The organism is Metapseudomonas cellulosilytica, from assembly GCF_049334135.1.
Classification (GTDB): domain Bacteria; phylum Pseudomonadota; class Gammaproteobacteria; order Pseudomonadales; family Pseudomonadaceae; genus Metapseudomonas.
The window spans coordinates 236,188-254,483 of the sequence record NZ_JBHZGN010000008.1; the positions used below are offsets into that span (position 1 = coordinate 236,188).

Consider the following 18,296-nt stretch of genomic DNA (forward strand, 5'->3'; position numbering starts at 1 on the left):
AACGGGGAATGGCCATGAACAGAGTGTTTGCCCTGCTTGAGCGCCTGCCGTTGCGCCACAAGCTGGTCCTGAGCTTTGCCGCGCTGCTGGCGCTGATCCTGGTGCTCGGGGTGCAGAGCCTGCATACGCAGGAACTGCTGAAGCGCAATATGCAGCAGCTGTACCAGAAGGACCTGGTCGGTGCCGCCCACCTGCAGGAGGCGCGCGCGCAACTGCCGCATCTGGTGCAGGCGCTGCAGCGTGCCGTCGGCACCAGCAGCGCAGAGATACGCGTCGACGCGCTGAAGCAGCTGAATGACACCCGGGAGCGCCTGCAGGAGGCCCTGGCCCAGGCGCGGCCGACCCTGCGCCTCCAGCAAAGCCTGGTGCAACTGGCTGAGCTGGAATTGCTGGTGGAGCGCATTCAGCGTGGTGGCGAGGAAGCGCTGGAGCTGGCCGGCAAGGGCTACCAGGGGCAGGCGCTGATGCTGCTCAACAGCAGCGAGTTCCAGGACCTGGACCAGCAGGCCGACGACCTGCTCAACCGGATGGCCCAGGTCAAGGAAACCTTTATCCATGACACGGCCAAGCAGATCGCCGAGTTCTCCAAGTCCAGCACTACGCTCACCTATGTACTGCTGCTGGGTGGGCTGACCCTGGCGTTGCTGCTGTCCAGCCTGGCAAGCCGTTCGATTCGGCTGCCACTGAACCGGGTGCGTGCCGCCGTCGACCACCTGGCGGCGGGGCAGCTGGAGCAGCACATCCCCCATACCGATATGGAGAACGAGACGGGCGACCTGGCGCGCGCCATCGCCATGCTGCAAACCAAAGCCCAGCAGCTTGAGCGGCAGCGCTGGATCCAGGCGCAGACGGCACAGTTGCAGGCCGACCTGCCGCAGGCGACCGCACCGCATGAGCTGGCGCTGACCTTTCTTCGGCACATGGCCGGCACGCTCGGCATCTGCCAGGGCGTGGTCTACAACCTGCGCCAGGGCAGCGATCATCTTGAGCTGATGGGCAGCTATGCCACCGATCCGGAGTACCCGCCGGAAGCATCGGTCGCCCTGGGGGCTGGTTTACTCGGGCAGTGCGCGCTGGACCGCACGCCCCGTCAGTTCGAGGGTTTGCCGCAGGCGTTTGGTCGCTTGCGCACGCAGTTGGGTGAGCTGCCGGCCAGCTACCTGCTGTTGCAGCCGATCCTGCGTGGGGACCGGCTGCATGGCGTGCTCGAACTGGCCGGGTTCCAGGCGCCGGGTGAGCGCGAGATGGCGCTGTTGCAGGAGGCGTTGCCGAGACTGGCCGGCGCCATGGCGTTGATGGAGCGCAACCTGGCGGTGCAGGAACTGCTTGCACAAACGCGTCGACAGGCCGACGAAATGGGCGCCCAGGCATTGCAGCTGGAGCGCCAGGCGCAGGAGCTGGAAGCCCAGCAGAGCGCGTTGCGTGCTACGGAAGCCTGGTACCGGGGCATCATCGAGGCGGCGCCGGACGGCATGCTTGTAATAGGCGCGGACGGTCGCATCCTGATGACCAACCCCCAGTTGGACAGCCTGTTCGGCTACTCAACGGGCGAATTGATCGGCGAGTCCGTCGAACGCCTCGTGCCCAGCGCCGCTCGCGTGCGCCACGTGGAGTTGCGCAATGGTTTCATCGACCATGGCAGCACCCGGCAGATGGGCGCCTACCTCGAAGACCTGCAGGGCGTGCGCAAGGACGGCAGCCTGTTCTCCGTGGAGATCGGCCTGTCGCACCTGCCGACTCTGGAGGGGCGCGGGACCTGCGTTTGCGCCTCGGTGCGCGACGTCAGCGAACGGCGCCGGCTGCAGGCGGCACTCAAGGCCAGCGAGACGCAGCTGCGCGCGGTGCTCGACAGCAGCCCGGTGGCCATGTTGATCCGCGGCGACGACGGCCTGCCGAGCTACTGCAATCCGGAGCTGGATAGCCTGTTCGGCACTGACCGCGAGCGGCTTGCTGAATCGGACGAGGGCCGCTTCTGGCGCGACCAGCTGGCGCGCCAGCGCTTTCTCGCCGCCGCCGCCGAGGGTGAGGTGCTCAACTTCGAGGCCAGCCTGCAGCAGGAGTCGGGCGAGGGCTTCGAAGTGCTGCTCTCGGCCGTGCCGCTGACCCTCGGCGAGCGGCGCATCGCGGTCGAGTGGTACTTCGACATCACCGCGCGCAAGCAGGCTGAAGCCGTGGTCCAGCGCGCACGGGAGATGGCCGAGGAGGCGACGCGGGCCAAGAGCGACTTCCTGGCCAACATGAGCCACGAGATCCGCACACCGATGAACGCCATCATCGGTATGAGCCATCTCGCGTTGCGCACCGAGCTCGATCCACGGCAGCGCAACTACATCGAGAAAGTGCACCGCTCGGCTGAGAATCTGCTGGGGATCATCAATGACATCCTCGACTTCTCCAAGATCGAAGCCGGCAAGATGGACCTCGAGATCATTCCCTTCCGCCTGGAGGACGTGCTGGAGAACTTCGCCAGCATGGTCGGCCTGAAAGCGGAGGACAAAGGCCTGGAGCTGCTCTACAGCACCCCGGCCGACCTGCCCACCGCGCTACTCGGCGATCCGCTGCGCCTGGGGCAGGTGTTGGTCAACCTGGGCAACAACGCAGCGAAGTTCACCGAGCGGGGCGAGATCGTGGTCGGCGTGGAGCGCGTCGGTGGCGACGAGGCGCGGGTGGAGCTGCACTTCTGGGTACGCGACACCGGCATCGGCATGAGCGAGGAACAGTGCGAGCGGATGTTCCTGTCCTTCAGCCAGGCCGACAGCTCCACGACCCGCAAGTACGGCGGCACCGGTCTCGGCCTGGCCATCTCCAAGCGTCTGGTGGAGCTGATGGGCGGGCGCATCTGGGTGGAAAGCGCGCTCGGCAGCGGCTCCACCTTCCACTTCAGCCTGAGCCTGGGCGTGCAGCGCGACGCGCAGCCACGGCGCATGTTCACCGCCGACGAACTGCTGGGTATCCGCGTGCTGGTCGTGGACGACAATGCCAGCGCCCGCGAAATCCTCTCCGGCATGGCCAGCAGTTACGGCGTGGAGGTGGACGTGGCGGACAGCGGTAGAGCGGCATTGCGGGTGCTGGTGGAGGCCGAGCAGAGGAATCTGCCCTACGACCTGGTGCTGATGGACTGGCGTATGCCCGGCATGGACGGCGTGGAGACGGTGCGGCAAATGCATGCGGCCAACCTGGCGCGTACACCGTCGGTGATCATGGTTACCGCCTTTGGCCGTGAAGAGGTGCGCGAGCAGGCGGAGCGCCAGGGCGTGCACCTGCCGGTGGTGCTGACCAAGCCGGTGACACCTTCCACGCTGCTCGAAGCGTTGGGTACGGTACTGGGCAAGGTGCCGCAGGCCGACACCCGGGCCAGCGAGCGCTGCGGGCAGAGTGCTAGCGACATGGCCAGCCTCAGAGGGGCGCGCCTTTTGCTGGTGGAGGACAACGAACTCAACCGCGAACTGGCCGGCGAACTGTTGCAGAGTGCGGGCATCGATTTGCGCCAGGTTGTCGATGGACAGCAGGCGCTCGACTTGCTGGACCAGGACGCGGACTTCGATGGTGTACTGATGGATTGCCAGATGCCGGTTATGGATGGCTATACCGCTACCCGCCGGATTCGTCAGCAACCACGCTTCGCCGATCTGCCGGTGATCGCCATGACCGCCAATGCCATGGCCGGCGACCGCGAGCGGGCCCTGGCCAGTGGCATGAACGACCATATCTCCAAGCCGCTGAACGTGGCCGGCATGTTCGCTACCCTGGCCAGGTGGATCAGGCCTGGCGCGCGCCGACAGGCTGCAGCGCCTGTGGTGGGGGCTCCCGAGGCGGCCGCTGGACTGCCCGACAGCCTGGCGGGGATCGACCTGGCCGCTGGCCTGGCGATCTGCATGGGCAAGCGCGACCTCTATCTACGCCTGTTGCGCAAGTTTCACGCGACCCAATTGCACTTTGGCGAACAGTTCCAGTCGGCGCGCGCCAGCGATGACCCGTCGGCGGCCGCCCGTCTGGCCCATAGCCTGCGCGGCACCGCTGGCAATATCGGTGCTGCAGGCGTGGCGCAGGCGGCGGCTGCGCTGGAGCAGGCTTGCCTGGCCGGTGAGGCGACTGAGGTAGTTCAGGCCAGGCTGGCGGAGGTCGAGCATGGCCTGGCGCCAGTGCTGGAAGCACTCGCCGGCCTTGCGCCATCGAGCCCCGCCACTGAACCGCCCGCCATGCGGTCTTCCCGGCCGCAGTTCGAGATCCGCCTCGCACAACTGAAGCGGCTTCTGGCCGAAAGCGACACGGCGGCCGTCGATGCCCTGAAAACACTGGAGGCCATGGCTCCTGGCATCGCGGCAGCGGAAGTTCTGTCCAGGGTGGCGCAACAGGTCGAACTCTTCGAATTCGACAGGGCACTGGAGTTGCTGCAGGAGATGGCGAGTGAATAAACATCCACCCCCCGTGCACAAGGCCACCCCCTTTCGCCTGGTCTGGCCCGTAGGGTGCGCTGTGCGCACCGCTTCCGGGATCGGCTTTCACTTCCCCGGAATTCCGCGAAGAACCCTTTTTCAGCTCCAACCCTCCAGGCGAAGGGTCGCCCGCACCAGTCGCTGTTCTTCCTGCTCAATTTCCTTGAGGCTGTCACGAATGCCATGGATGTGGTCACGGGCGGCGCGTTGGGCCTGCTCCGGAAGCCGCTCGATGACCGCGTGGTAGAGCCGTGAGTGCTGGCGGTCCAACTGCTTCAGGCTGAGTGGCCGGTGATAGAGGTTGTTCACCGAGGCGAAGACCGAACTCAGCATCAGGTCGGTGAGCGATTGCAGGGTGTGGACCAGCACCGGGTTGTGGGAAGCCTCGCAGATTGCCAGGTGGAAAGCATGGTCCAGCCTCGCGTGTTCCTGGGAGTCCAATCCCTCCGGGCTCTGGTGGGCGGCGAGCATTTCCTCGTAACGCCGTGTGATCAGCACGAAGTCGGCGTCTGTTCCGCGCAGGGCGGCCAGCCGCGCCGATTCACCCTCCAGCAGGGCCCGTACTTCCAGCAGGTCGTAGAGCGTGCGGGGCTGCGAGCTGAACAGGTGCATCAAGGGGCTCGCATCCCGGGGGCCGGTGAGTTCGGCGACGAAGGAACCGCGCCCCTGGCTGGTCTCGATGATTCCGCGTCCGCGAAGTACCCGCAGGCCCTCGCGCAGGGCTGAGCGGGAGATCCCCAGCTTGTCGCATAGGCGGCGTTCCGAGGGCAGTGCCTGCCCGGTCTTGAGCACACCATCGACGATCAGTTGCTCGATGCGCTCGGCTACCACATCGGCTACCTGGCGGCGTTCACCGTCTTTCGTGCTAGGCATTTCTTCCGTTCCAAACTGGTAGGACCAGTCAAAAAGTGAAACACGACTACATCGTGGAGTGCTCTACAGCTTAGATAAATACTGGAGTTCCCATAAGTATAGAAACGTACTGTTCCTCAAAAACTGGTCGGACCAGTGCTCAGCGCAATGGACGATCGGGTAGGGCAGGCTGATGATGGTCATTACCGACGGTCACCGCCGGCATCAAAACAACAAGACCAAAGAGCCTGCCATGAACATCCTCTACGACGAGCGCGTCGACGGCGTGCTGCCGAGAGTCGACAAAGCCGCGTTGCTGACCGAAATGCGCGAGTGTTTGCCGGATCTCGAAATCCTCCATCGCGAGGAGGACCTCCGCCCCTACGAATGCGACGGCCTTTCCGCCTACCGCACTACGCCCATGCTGGTTGTCTTGCCGGAGCGTGTCGAGCAGGTGGAGACCCTGCTCAAGCTCTGCCACCAGCGTCGCGTGCCGGTGGTGGCCCGGGGCGCGGGTACGGGCCTGTCAGGTGGGGCGCTCCCCCTGGAGCAAGGCATCCTGCTGGTGATGGCACGCTTCAACCGCATCCTCGAAGTGAACCCGGTCGGGCGCTACGCCCGTGTCCAGCCCGGTGTGCGCAACCTGGCTATCTCCCAGGCGGCGGCGCCCTTCGATCTCTATTACGCCCCGGACCCGTCCTCGCAGATTGCCTGTTCCATCGGCGGCAATGTCGCGGAGAACGCCGGTGGCGTGCATTGCCTGAAGTACGGCCTGACCGTGCACAACCTGCTCAAGGTGGACATCCTCACCGTCGAAGGCGAGCGCCTGACCCTGGGCTCCGACGCCCTGGACAGCCCCGGCTTCGACCTGCTGGCCCTGTTCACCGGCTCCGAAGGCATGCTCGGAGTGGTCACCGAAGTCACCGTCAAGCTGCTGCCCAAGCCCCAGGTGGCCAAGGTGCTGCTGGCGGCCTTCGACTCGGTGGAGAAGGCCGGCCGCGCGGTGGGCGACATCATCGCCGCCGGCATCATCCCGGGTGGTCTGGAGATGATGGACAACCTGGCCATTCGTGCCGCCGAGGACTTCATCCACGCCGGCTACCCGGTGGACGCCGAAGCCATCCTGCTCTGCGAACTGGACGGGGTCGAGGCGGACGTCCACGACGACTGCGAACGGGTGCGCCAGGTGCTGGAAGCCGCCGGTGCGAACGAGGTACGCCAGGCTCGGGACGAAGCCGAGCGCGTGCGATTCTGGGCCGGGCGCAAGAATGCCTTCCCGGCGGTGGGGCGGATCTCCCCCGATTACTACTGCATGGACGGCACCATCCCCCGTCGCGAACTGCCTGGCGTGCTGCGCGGTATTGCCGATCTTTCCGCCGAATACGGCCTGCGGGTCGCCAACGTATTCCATGCCGGCGACGGCAACATGCACCCGCTGATCCTCTTCGATGCCAACCAGCCGGGTGAGCTGGAACGCGCCGAAGCGCTCGGCGGGAAGATCCTCGAACTCTGCGTGGCGGTGGGCGGCAGCATCACCGGCGAGCACGGTGTGGGGCGCGAGAAGATCAACCAGATGTGTGCCCAGTTCAACGCGGACGAGATCACGCTGTTTCACGCCGTGAAGGCGGCCTTCGACCCCACCGGACTGCTCAACCCCGGCAAGAACATCCCGACCCTGCATCGTTGCGCCGAGTTTGGTGCGATGCATGTGCACATGGGTCAGCTGCCTTTCCCGGAACTGGAGCGCTTCTGATGAGCCACGCATTTGACGCCAGCAACCACCTGCTCGAGCAGGTCCGCGCGGCGCTTGCCGAAGGCAGCGCCCTGCGCATCCGGGGCGGTGACAGCAAGGCCCGCATCGGCAGGCAGGTGACGGGCCTGGAACTGGATACCCGCGAGCACCGTGGAATCGTCAGCTACGACCCCACCGAGCTGGTGGTCACCGTGCGTGCCGGTACGCCTCTGGCAGAACTGGAACGGGTGCTGAACGAAAAGAATCAGTGGCTGGCCTGTGAGCCGCCGCACCTGGGCGATGGTGCCACGGTGGGCGGCATGGTCGCTGCGGGATTGTCCGGCCCACGTCGGCCCTGGGCGGGCTCAGTGCGCGACTTCGTCCTCGGCACCCGTGTCATCACCGGCCTGGGTAAGCACCTGCGCTTCGGCGGCGAGGTGATGAAGAACGTCGCCGGCTACGACCTGTCGCGACTGATGGCTGGCAGCTTTGGTTGCCTGGGTGTACTGACCGAGGTCTCTCTCAAGGTGCTGCCGAGACCGCGTGCCGTGGCCAATCTGCGCCTGGCGGTGGATCTGCCGGAAGCCCTGCGCAAGCTGGCCGAGTGGGGACAGCAACCGCTGCCCCTCAGCGCCGCCTGCCATGACGGCGAGGCCCTGCACCTGCGCCTGGAGGGCGGTGAAGGTTCGGTGGCCGCGGCCCGCGAACGACTGGGTTGCGAAACCGTCGAGCCTGGCTTCTGGGAGGCGCTCAAGGAGCAGTGCTTGCCGTTCTTCGATGACCCGCGTCCGCTCTGGCGGCTTTCGCTGCCCAACGCCTGCCCGGTCCTGGATCTGCCCGGTACTCAACTGGTGGATTGGGGCGGGGCGCAGCGTTGGTTGAAATCCGACGCATCGGCCGAGGAGATCCGCTCCATCGCCCAGAAGGCCGGAGGACACGCCATTTGTTTCGACGGTGGTGAAAGTCCCTTCCATCCGTTGCCGGAGCCGCTGCTGCGCTACCACCGCCAGCTCAAGGCACAACTGGACCCGCAGGGGATATTCAACCCCGGGCGTATGTACGCGGACGTTTGAGGCGACCCATGCAAACCCATTTGAGTGAACAGGCGCGCGCCCTGCCGCGCGGTGAAGAAGCCGAAGCCATCCTGCGCAGCTGCGTGCACTGTGGCTTCTGCAATGCGACTTGTCCCACTTACCAGTTGCTGGGTGACGAGTTGGACGGCCCGCGTGGGCGTATCTACCTGATGAAGCAGGTCCTGGAGGGCCATGAGCCCAGTGCCAGTACCTTGCAGCACCTGGATCGCTGCCTGACCTGCCGCAACTGCGAAACCACCTGTCCCTCCGGCGTGCAGTATCACAACCTCCTGGATATCGGCCGCGCCGTGGTCGAAGAGCGGGTGCCGCGTTCGCTCGGCGAACGCGTGCTTCGTGGCGGATTGCGCACTGTCGTACCCCACGCCGGGCTGTTCAAGGCGCTGGTGAAGGCCGGCAATGCCTTCCGACCGTTGCTGCCGGAGGGCCTCAAGGCCAAGCTGCCGCGCGAGGTTCGTCCTGCACGACCGCGCCCCAACCTGCGGCATGACCGTCGCGTGCTGATGCTGGAGGGGTGCGTGCAGCCCGGCCTGTCGCCCAATACCAATGCCGCTGCCGCGCGGGTGCTGGACCGTCTGGGGATCAGTGTGGTTCCGGCCCGTGAGGCGGGCTGCTGCGGCGCAGTGGACTATCACCTCAATGCCCAGGAGACAGGTCTGGACCGGGCCCGGCGCAATATCGACGCCTGGTGGCCCGCCATCGAAGCCGGCGCCGAAGCCATCGTCCAGACCGCCAGCGGTTGCGGAGCCTTCGTCAAGGATTACGGCCACCTGCTGATGCACGACCCGGATTACGCAGCGCGCGCACAGCGGGTCAGTTCGCTGGCCAAGGATCTGGTGGAAGTGCTACGCGATGCGCCGTTGGAAGCCCTTGGCATCCGAACCGACCTGCGCCTGGCCTTCCACTGCCCGTGCACCCTGCAACATGCCCAGAAGCTGGGTGGCGCCGTGGAAGCTGTGCTGACCCGCCTGGGGTTCCATCTCACGTCGGTACCCGACTCGCACCTGTGCTGCGGCTCTGCCGGCAGCTATTCGATCACCCAGCCGGAGCTGTCGCGGCAGTTGCGTGACAACAAGCTCAACGCCCTGGAAAGCGGTCAGCCCCAAGTGATCGCCACCGCCAACATCGGTTGCCAGACCCATCTCGACGGCGCCGGCCGGACACCAGTGAGGCACTGGATCGAACTGGTGGATGAAGCGCTTGGCTAGGCCAACCCATGCAAACTCAATGAGTACTCGAGGACATCCCATGCACACCAAAGCCGTGCTCAGCCAGAGCGACGTTACCCGCATCCTCGCCGCCGCCCGTGCCGAGGCCCAAAGCCACCAATGGAATGTGGCCATCGCTGTAGTGGATGACGGCGGCCATCCGTTGGCCCTGGAGCGCCTCGATGGCTGCGCTCCCATCGGTGCCTACATCGCCACGGAGAAGGCGCGGACCGCGGCGCTTGGTCGACGCGAGACCAAGTTCTACGAGGACATGGTCAACAGCGGGCGCAATGCATTCCTTTCCGCACCGCTGCTCACGTCCCTGGAGGGCGGTGTGCCGGTGCTGGTGGATGGCCAGGTAGTGGGGGCCGTGGGCGTTTCCGGTGTGAAGTCCGATCAGGATGCCCAAGTCGCCCGTGCTGGCGCCGAATGCCTGGCCCGAATTGGAACGGAGAACGCCCATGAGTAACCACATTGCCCGCCATCGCCTGAACGTTGCCGCTGAACTGGTTGCCTTCATCGAACAGGAGGCATTGCCCGGCACCGGCGTTGACCCGGCTGCCTTCTGGTTGGGGTTCGATGCCCTGGTCCACGATCTGGCCCCCAGGAATCGTGACCTGCTGGCCGAGCGGGATAGATTGCAGGCTGAGTTGGACGCCTGGCACCGCTCGAACCCTGGTCCAATTCGTGACATGGCCGCGTACCAGGCTTTCCTGGGAGGCATTGGTTACCTGGTGCCGCAGCCGGAACGCGTGCAGGTCAGCACGGCCAATGTCGACTCGGAGCTGGCCGAACAGGCTGGCCCGCAATTGGTGGTGCCGGTGTCCAACTCCCGCTATGCGCTCAATGCTGCCAATGCCCGCTGGGGCTCCCTTTACGACGCACTCTATGGCACCGATGTGATTCCCGAGACGGATGGCGCCGAGAAGGGGACTGGCTACAACCCATTGCGTGGTGCCCGAGTGATCGCCTTCGCCCGAGCTTTCCTCGACCAAGCGGCGCCGCTGGCTGAGGGCTCCCACTCCGATGCTACTGCCTACGCGGTTAGAGACGGCCAGTTGGTGGTCTACCTGGGCACGCGCGAAACTGGCCTTCGCGAGCCGCTTCGTTTCATTGGCTACCAGGGTGAAGCCGATGCGCCCAGTGCCGTGCTGTTGAAAAATCACGGGCTCCACTTCGAAATCCAGATCGACCGCGACAGCACCGTTGGCCGGACTGACGCAGCAGGGGTGAAGGATGTGCTGCTGGAGGCCGCCCTCAGCACCATCATGGACTGCGAGGACTCGGTAGCTGCCGTGGACGCCGCGGACAAGGTGCAGGTCTACCGCAACTGGTTGGGCCTGATGAAGGGCGACCTGGTCGAGGAAGTCAGCAAGGGTGGCAGGACCTTCACCCGGAAGCTCAATCCCGATCGTCGCTATGTAGCTGCCGATGGTTCCGAATTGCAGCTGCCGGGTCGCTCCCTGATGTTCGTGCGCAACGTCGGCCACCTGATGACCAACCCAGCCATCCGTGATGGTGACGGCCACGAGATTCCCGAAGGCATCCTGGACGCGGTGCTGACTACCCTGGCTTCACTGCATGATCAGAAGAGCCGCCGCAACTCGCGGCGGGGCTCCATCTATATCGTCAAACCGAAAATGCATGGTCCAGTGGAGGTTGCTTTTGCCGATGAACTCTTCAGCCGCGTAGAAGATCTGCTGGGCCTTCAGCGCCACACCTTGAAGATGGGGATCATGGACGAGGAGCGGCGCACCAGCGTCAACCTCCAGGCCTGTATTGCCGCCGCGTCCGCGCGGGTGGCTTTTATCAACACCGGCTTCCTCGATAGGACCGGTGACGAGATGCACAGTGCCATGGAAGCGGGGCCGATGCTGCGCAAGGGCGACATGAAGTCCACCGCCTGGATACAGGCTTATGAACGCAACAACGTGTTGGTCGGCCTGGCGAGCGGGCTACGCGGCCGCGCGCAGATCGGCAAGGGGATGTGGGCGATGCCGGATCTCATGGCTGCCATGTTGGAGCAGAAGATCGCCCATCCCAGGGCCGGCGCAAACACCGCTTGGGTTCCATCTCCGACCGCGGCCACTCTGCATGCTCTGCATTACCACCAGGTGGACGTGCAGGCGGTACAGCGTGAGTTGGAGCAGGTCGACCTCGCCTCCGAACGAGACGGTTTGCTGAATGGTCTGCTAACCGTGCCGGTGACCGAAAAGCCTGATTGGAGTGGGGAGGCAATACGCGAGGAGTTGGAAAACAACGCCCAGGGTCTGCTCGGCTATGTGGTGCGTTGGGTGGAGCAGGGCATTGGTTGCTCCAAAGTGCCGGACATCCATGATGTGGGCCTGATGGAAGACCGTGCCACCCTGCGTATCTCCAGTCAGCACTTGGCCAACTGGCTGCGTCATGGCGTGGTCAGTCGGGAGCAGGTGCTGGAGGTGCTGCAACGCATGGCCAAAGTGGTAGACCAGCAAAATGCCGGTGATCCCGATTACCGGCCCATGGCACCGGACTTCGAGCGGTCGACAGCCTTCCAGGCGGCTTGCGCCTTGGTGTTCGAAGGCAGCACGCAGCCCAGTGGCTATACCGAACCGCTGCTGCATCGATTCCGTCTGGCGTTCAAGAAGTCGAACTAGCCGGGGTCGAAAAGTCGCAGGACTCCTTGCTGGGTAGCCAGTAAGGATTGCCTGTATCGGCACAATCGCCAGCGTCAGCCTTTGGCCAAGGCTGTGAAAAAACCTTGGCATCGGCCTTGCCGAGATTGGATGGATTCAAGCTCCGCAGGGCCGGCCATGGAGCGCTTCCTCCGAGAACTCGCCAAGCCTCCTGGCGACCACCACGGTCGCGACGCTGTTGCCGATGGCGTCTGCAGCCCAGGTCGGTATCACCCCGCTGGGCGAAGCGATACCGACCCACCACGGGTTTACAGCGAGCCGAACCGCACCTCCACGCTCAGGCTGCCCAGGTTATCGCGCAGGCCGACACCGTAGCGGCCGACCAGGTCGTCGTTGATGCACAGTTGCAGCTCACCTTGCTGGCCGTGCGGCAACTGGGCCATGGCACCGATCAGGAAGGGCGTGCCATTGCTGCCGATACGGCCGATCAGCGCGCCTTCGTTGGCCCCTGGCAGGGTGTAGCCGGGTTTGGCGATCAACCCGGCATGGCCGTCGCCGCCGACCATGCCAGTGGCCGGGTTGGCGGTCCACTGCCCGCCGCGGCACACCGCCAGCTGCCAGCTGTACCCGTTGACCTGCACGCCGGTGCCCTGCCACGCCTGGTTGGCCTGCACCTGGACCGTGCGCGCCAGCAGGTCGCTGGCCACGCTGTCGGCAGCCTGGAACGCCAGGGCGGTGAGGGTCAGGGTCGGGTTGGCGGTGCCGGTGGTGGGGAACACGCCGTCGCCGACCAGGAACAGGTTGCTGTGGTCCCAACTGCGCTGATGCTTGTCGACCACCGAGGTGGTCGGGTCGGCGCCCATGCGGTAGGTGCCCATCAGGTGGCCTGCGCCCTGATAGCTGTAGGTCTCGCCCTGGTAACTGAAGACACCGGGCGGGGAGTTCGCGATGGACGGGTTGAGGTCGGTCAGCTCCTCGGCGCCGAGCAGCTCGGTGATGATGTAGGTCGCGGCTGCGCGCGCCTGCTTGAAGCCCTCCTTGGTGTAGTCCGAGAAGTCGTAGTGGATTTCCGGCCGTGGGATACCGAGGTGGTCGGTGTACTCCCTGGACGGCAGCACCTGGCACAGCGCCTGGTCGGGGTTGTCCTCCATCTGCTCCACCAGGAAGCCGATGCGGAACTGGCGGGTGAAGACGCTGTTGAGTTTCTGCACCAGCGCCGTGCCGAACAGCGCCTGGGACGGCTGGCCCGACTGCGACGGCAGCGGGTTGGCGTGGCCGTTGTTGGTGCCGTCGATGAAGTCGCAGACCGTGGTGTAGGGATCGTTCGCCGGCCAGTTCCAGCCCTCGTTGCCGATCTCGATGCGCCAGGCCGCGCGCCCCTTGCGGAAAGCGCCGTCGCGCAGGCTCTCGATGCCCGAGGTGGACAACGGCCCGCGATAGGGGAACAGCGGCTTGCCCTCCGGCATCAGGCCCCAGGCCAGGTACACCGGGTGGTCGGCCAGGCTGCGCCCGACCTGGCCGCTGCTGTTGGCCACGCCTTTCGGGCACTGCGGCGACGCCGAGTTGAGCAGCAGCTTGGGTGTTTCGATGGCGTGGGCGGCGATCACGTAGCGCTTGCCTTGGGCCAGGCCGGTGCCGGTGGCCGGTCCGGTGCCGGTGGCGTACTGGATGAATTCGATGCCGCTGACCTGGCCGTCGGGTCCCACCTGCACGCGGCTGGCCACGCTCTGGTAGAGGACGCGCACGTTGCCGGTATCCAGAGCCTTGTTCATGGTCACGGTGGCGTCATATTTGGCCTGGATCGGGCAGATCGGCGTGCAGCTGGTGTTGCCGGCGCAGACCCGGCGCCCGTCATAGGGCTGCGAGTTGCGCCCGGCCGGAGTCGGGCTGACCAGTAGCGGCAGGCCCTGGAACAGCTTGCCGTTCACCGCGGCCGCCAGGCCCTGATCCACCAGCGATGCGGGAATGCCGTGCATCGGGTACTGGTAGCCCGGCGGGAAGGACACGCCCAGATAGCTCTGCGCGGTGACATCGGCGGACACACCGATTTCCGCCTCTGCGCGGCAGTAGGCGGTTTGCAGGTCGGCATAGCTGAGGGGCCAGTCCACCCCGACGCCATAGGCCGATTTCATGCGGAAGTCGTTCGGCACCAGGCGCAGGGCCGTGCCCATCCAGTGCCACATCGTGCCGCCGCCGAGACGCTCGTAGGTGCTGCTGAAGGTCAGCGGTCCTTTCTGCACCAGGTAACTTTTCTGCGGGTTCTGCCAGCCGTTGATCAGGTCCGCCACCGTGGCCCGCGGCGCATTCTGCTGGGCGGGGTCCAGGGCCAGCTCATCCGGCGGGTAGGGCGCTTCCGGCGCCTTGAGGATCGCCGTGTAGAAACGCTCCAGGTACTCGCTGCGATTGGGCGGAATCGCCGGTCCGGACTCCAGCACCAGCACCTTCAGCCCGGCCAGGCCCAGTTGATAGGCCATCACGCTGCCGGACATGCCGCCGCCCACCACCACTACATCCGCTTGTTCAGTGTTCATGCGCTCGGCCCTCCATTGGCGGGTACACCGGTAAAGTCCTCCAGGCTCGGCGGCTCAGCAGCCCAATAGCCGAAGTGGAACTGGCTGTAGCCCATGGGGTGGGCCTGGGCGATGCGCCAGGCCCAGCTTTCCTTGTAGGCCTGATCGGAGACGACCTGCTGATCGCCCGCATGCCGGTTCCCTTGATCGAACGGCTGATACCAGATGCCGAGCAGCCACAGTTTCATGATCGAACGGGCGCCTTGGGCGGTCTGGCTGCCCGGGTTCGCCAGCACCGCGGCGGCGATCTGGTCCGGCGTCTTGCCGGCGGCCTCGAGGCTGGCGTACTGCTCCAGCAGGTTGCTCAGCACTGCCGCACCCAGACCGTCCTGGGCGGTGGCGAAGAACAGCGGCGGCAGGTTGATCGGGTCGATGGAAGGGGCCAGCTTGCTCGACGCGAGGCCCGTGAGGGCCGAAGACAGCCCGATGAAGTTCTGCAGGTTCTGGTCGCTCATGGCATCACTCCTTGACGCTGGTGGACTGCGCGCGTTCAAGCAGGTAGGTGAAGTCCGCGAAGCTGGTGCGGGGCGATTGCGTCACCTTGGTGGTGGCGTTGTTGTGACACTCCATGCAGCTCGACGAGGCTTGCGGGGTGGTGCCCTGGATGTAGGTTTCCAGGGTGGTGTTGGCGAGGAAGTTGGGCGCCGGAGTACCCAAGGGATTGGTCGGCGACGGGCTCTGGCAGTTGTCCGCCGGGTCGGTCGGCCACTGGGTGCTCACCAGTTGGTAGTTGGCCCACACGGTGCCGGCCAGCGCGGACTGGAACTGCGCGTTGAGCTGCTGCGTGGCGGCGTCGATGGGAATCTCCCGCACGATCTGCGACGGCGTGCTCTTGACCGCGGGGTTCCACGGCCGTGGCGGCGGCTCGTTGACCGGGCGGTTATCGGCATGGGGGTCGTAGAACAGGTAAGGCCCCTTGCGCTCATTCACCGGCGTCGTCTTCTCCGGCACATTGCGCACATGCTCGAAGGTCGACCAGACCCACTGCGGCGCGTCGGCGGTCTTGTGCACGATGTGCAGCCCGATTAGCCCGACCTTGGCCGAGGTACAGGACTCGGGAATGATCGGCCCCTTGTCCGGGTCGCTGTTGCCCGGCGTGTAGACCAGGGCATCCACGGTATGGAAATCCTGCGGCTGGTCGTCGCCGTCCAGCAGCTTCCAGGAGGCCTTGATCATGATCGAACCGACCTGCTTCGCCTGGTTCGAACCGCAACTGAAGGCAACCTGGTTCTTGACGTTGGTGAAGAAGGCCTGCTGGCCCTCGATGCTGTACAGGCCGTTGTCGACGATGCCGTCGAACATCGACTGGTTCAGCACGATTTCATTGCGGGTGTACCGGCCGCTCTGGTCGACCAGCGGGCCGGTCTTGAACGGCTGGATCGTCTCGTCCAGCACATCCGGCACCTTGCCCATCTGTTGCAGCACGCGCCCACTCTTCAAGCCCTGGCAGGCGGCCGGCGGCGGGCTGGGCTGGTTCCAACCCGCTGGTTTCTGCCCGTTGGGCAGGAAGATCTGGTAGCTCTCCTTCCACGACTCCCACACCGTCGCCGCATCCGGCTTGCCGATCTGCGCCCCGGTGTCTGCTTGACCGTTGGCCAGGGCCGGCCAGTTGACGGCGACGAAGGTCTGCCAGGACAGCACATCGAAATCGTGCTGCAGGCTTTGCAGGCTGACCGGCGGGACCACTGTGACATCAAAGGGAATTTGCGGGGACAGCGGGGGAGTGGCGGCAACGACAGGCAACGCAAGAACTCCGGCGACGGTACCGCTCCAGTACGCCAGGCGACGCGGGTGGATTTTCATTGTTGTCTCCTCAGCAGATAGAGCGCCAGGAGACATGGGGCAGCCCTTCCTGGGCCTTGTACTTCAGCGCAGATCCCTGGCGCCAGAATTCAGACTAGTCCTGCCCCCGGAACTCCGGCCGGGGATTCCGACTAGTGGTCGAGCCGCAATCGGCCAGGGTCCGTTCCCGAATTGCAGTTGGCCTGTATTGGGCTCTTCGCGGATTTCCGGGGCAGGGAACACCGGATCGGGGAGATGGTGTGATTGGCCATGCCAGGCTCGAGAAGCAGAGATGCCACCGCCGAGGATGCGTCGCAGGCTCATCGATACGTCAGCAACTGAACAGGCACTTCAAGAACTTCGTCAGTGCGGGTTTCGCCTCTTGCCCCTGGCGGGTCGCGCAATGGAATTCGGAGCGATAGGACAAGCGCTCCGGTTGCAGCGCGCGCAGTTTGCCGGCGGCGACCCAGGCGGCGGCGTAGTGCGTGGGCAGGTAGCCGATGTAGGTGCCAGACAATACCAATGTTGCGATCGCCTCCATGGAGAAGGCCTTTACCGATCGGCTGAACCGCAGGTCGTGAGGGCGTCGGTTCTCTGCCATGTAGCCGCGATCCACGTAGTCCGCCGCACAGATTTCCTCGACGCCGAGCGTCGCATCGTCCCGGTTGAAGAGCGGGTGGTCAGCGCTGCAATACAGGTTCTGTTCTTCCTCGAACATCGGCTGGTAATACAAGCCGGAGAGTCGATGATGAAACGCCCCGATGGCGAGCTGCAGGCGTCCCTCCAGGACGGCCTGCTCCAGTTCGTCAGGGCGCATGATGTGCAGCTCGAGGCGCGTATTGGGGTGATCCTTCCTGTACCGCGCTATCGCCCTTGGAAGCGGCGCCTCCTGGCAGGTGATGAGGCTGTCGACCGTGCCTATTTGCAGAAAGTCAGGCAGGCCGCCGTGCAGGGCTGTCGTTCGCTGGCGGAAACGATTGATGTCGGTGAACAGTTCCTGGGCGGCCGCGTAGGTGGCCTGGCCTTCCTCCGTCAGCTGGAACCCGGCCTTGCCGCGGGTGCAGAGGGAGTAGCCGAGGCGAATTTCCAGGTCGCGCACCAGAACGCTCAGGCGTGGCAGGCTGGTGTTCAAGCGGACCTGGGCGGCGGTAAAGCCGCCCGCTTCGACGATGGAGCAGAAGATCCGCAACATCCGCAGGTCAATGTCAGTCAGATTGCCCAGCATAATTTCTGCTCATCGTTGTGGTTTGGCCCGCGCCAGGTCGCGCCAGGGTGACAGGATCAGCCAACCATCGCACCGCCGCCGTTCACGCCGAGGATCTGACCCGTCATGAAGCTGGCCTGGTCCGAGGCCAGGAACGCCACGACGTTGGCAATTTCATCGGCAGAGCCCAATCGCTGCAAAGGATAGCGCGCGGCCTCTGCGCGAATGTAGTCCTCACCCAATCGCTCGACCATGGGGGTCAGGGTGCCGCCAGGGGCGACGGAATTCACCCGCACCTGCCAGGGTGCCAACTCCCTTGCCAGCGACTTGCTGAAGGCAATGATGCCCCCCTTCGCTGCCGAGTAGTGGCAAAGATCGGCACAGCCAAGCTGGCCGAGATCCGACGCGATATTGATGATCGCACCGCTGCGCTGACGCTTCATCAGGACCGCGGCTCCCTTGGCGAACAGGAAGGCGCCATGCAGGTGGACGCGAATCATTCGGTCCCACTGCTCCAGGCTCAGCTCGGTGATCGGCGCTTCGAAGAGGATACCGGCGTTGTTGACCAGGACATCCAGGCGGCCCACGCCTTCGAACGCGTGGGCGGCCGTGCCAGGGTCGCAGACGTCGCCCAACGCCACGCGTACCTGGACTCCACGACCACGCAGCTCGTCGACGACCGCCTGCAGGTCCGCGCTGTCGGCCAGGTCATTCAGGATCGCGGTGTCACCGGGTTCCCCCAAGCGGAGTGAGACGGCCCTGCCGATGCCATTTGCAGCACCGGTTACAAGATAGGTTTTCATAAG

Annotated in this window: 12 protein-coding genes; 6 read left to right on the forward strand and 6 right to left on the reverse strand. The window is 65.1% G+C overall.

Translation table 11 applies throughout. The annotated features are described in order from the left end of the window. Positions 1-14: 14 nt before the first annotated feature. Positions 15-4,415 (forward strand): response regulator, encoded by a 4,401-nt coding sequence (locus ACFW0H_RS12980; protein WP_422914306.1) that lies wholly within the window; start codon positions 15-17, stop codon positions 4,413-4,415. A gap of 120 nt (positions 4,416-4,535) precedes the next feature. Here the strand turns inward: ACFW0H_RS12980 and glcC are convergent, their stop codons facing one another. Next, entirely contained in the window at positions 4,536-5,309 is a 774-nt protein-coding gene (glcC, locus tag ACFW0H_RS12985; protein WP_422914307.1) for a transcriptional regulator GlcC, read from the reverse strand. Positions 5,310-5,541: 232 nt separating this feature from the next. Here glcC and glcD point away from each other — a divergent pair, with 232 nt between their 5' ends. Genes glcD through ACFW0H_RS13010 form a run of 5 tightly spaced genes read left to right on the forward strand, consistent with a single transcriptional unit; the run spans position 5,542 to position 11,955 of the window. Further along, a complete protein-coding gene (glcD, locus tag ACFW0H_RS12990; protein WP_422914308.1) occupies positions 5,542-7,041 on the forward strand; it encodes a glycolate oxidase subunit GlcD in 1,500 nt (499 codons plus the stop codon). Next, the gene (glcE, locus tag ACFW0H_RS12995) at positions 7,041-8,093 is read left to right on the forward strand and encodes a glycolate oxidase subunit GlcE (protein ID WP_422914309.1); all 1,053 of its coding nucleotides are present in this window, start codon (positions 7,041-7,043) and stop codon (positions 8,091-8,093) included. Before glcD ends, glcE begins: the two co-directional genes overlap by 1 nt. An 8-nt stretch (positions 8,094-8,101) precedes the next feature. Beyond that, the gene (gene glcF, locus ACFW0H_RS13000; protein WP_422914310.1) at positions 8,102-9,319 is read left to right on the forward strand and encodes a glycolate oxidase subunit GlcF; all 1,218 of its coding nucleotides are present in this window, start codon (positions 8,102-8,104) and stop codon (positions 9,317-9,319) included. 40 nt (positions 9,320-9,359) lie between these two features. Then, positions 9,360-9,788: a heme-binding protein gene (locus ACFW0H_RS13005; RefSeq protein WP_422914311.1), complete on the forward strand. Its 429-nt coding sequence runs from the start codon at positions 9,360-9,362 to the stop codon at positions 9,786-9,788. Continuing rightward, positions 9,781-11,955: a malate synthase G gene (locus ACFW0H_RS13010; protein WP_422914334.1), complete on the forward strand. Its 2,175-nt coding sequence runs from the start codon at positions 9,781-9,783 to the stop codon at positions 11,953-11,955. Before ACFW0H_RS13005 ends, ACFW0H_RS13010 begins: the two co-directional genes overlap by 8 nt. 287 nt (positions 11,956-12,242) lie before the next feature. On the opposite strand, the gene ACFW0H_RS13015 is transcribed toward ACFW0H_RS13010, so the two are convergent. The 5 genes from ACFW0H_RS13015 to ACFW0H_RS13035 form a co-directional block, all read right to left on the reverse strand. Next, entirely contained in the window at positions 12,243-14,465 is a 2,223-nt protein-coding gene (locus ACFW0H_RS13015; RefSeq protein WP_422914312.1) for a GMC oxidoreductase, read from the reverse strand. Next, positions 14,462-14,959, reverse strand: a complete 498-nt coding sequence (locus ACFW0H_RS13020) for a sorbitol dehydrogenase (protein ID WP_422914313.1) — start codon at positions 14,957-14,959, stop codon at positions 14,462-14,464. The genes ACFW0H_RS13015 and ACFW0H_RS13020 overlap by 4 nt, the downstream gene beginning before the upstream one ends. Before the next feature lie 4 nt (positions 14,960-14,963). Continuing rightward, entirely contained in the window at positions 14,964-16,307 is a 1,344-nt protein-coding gene (locus tag ACFW0H_RS13025) for a cytochrome C (RefSeq protein WP_422914314.1), read from the reverse strand. Between the two features lie 310 nt (positions 16,308-16,617). Beyond that, a complete protein-coding gene (locus tag ACFW0H_RS13030; RefSeq protein ID WP_422914315.1) occupies positions 16,618-17,511 on the reverse strand; it encodes a LysR family transcriptional regulator in 894 nt (297 codons plus the stop codon). 56 nt (positions 17,512-17,567) lie between these two features. Further along, on the reverse strand, positions 17,568-18,293 hold the full coding sequence (locus ACFW0H_RS13035; protein ID WP_422914316.1) for an SDR family NAD(P)-dependent oxidoreductase: 726 nt from the start codon (positions 18,291-18,293) through the stop codon (positions 17,568-17,570). Positions 18,294-18,296: the final 3 nt, after the last annotated feature.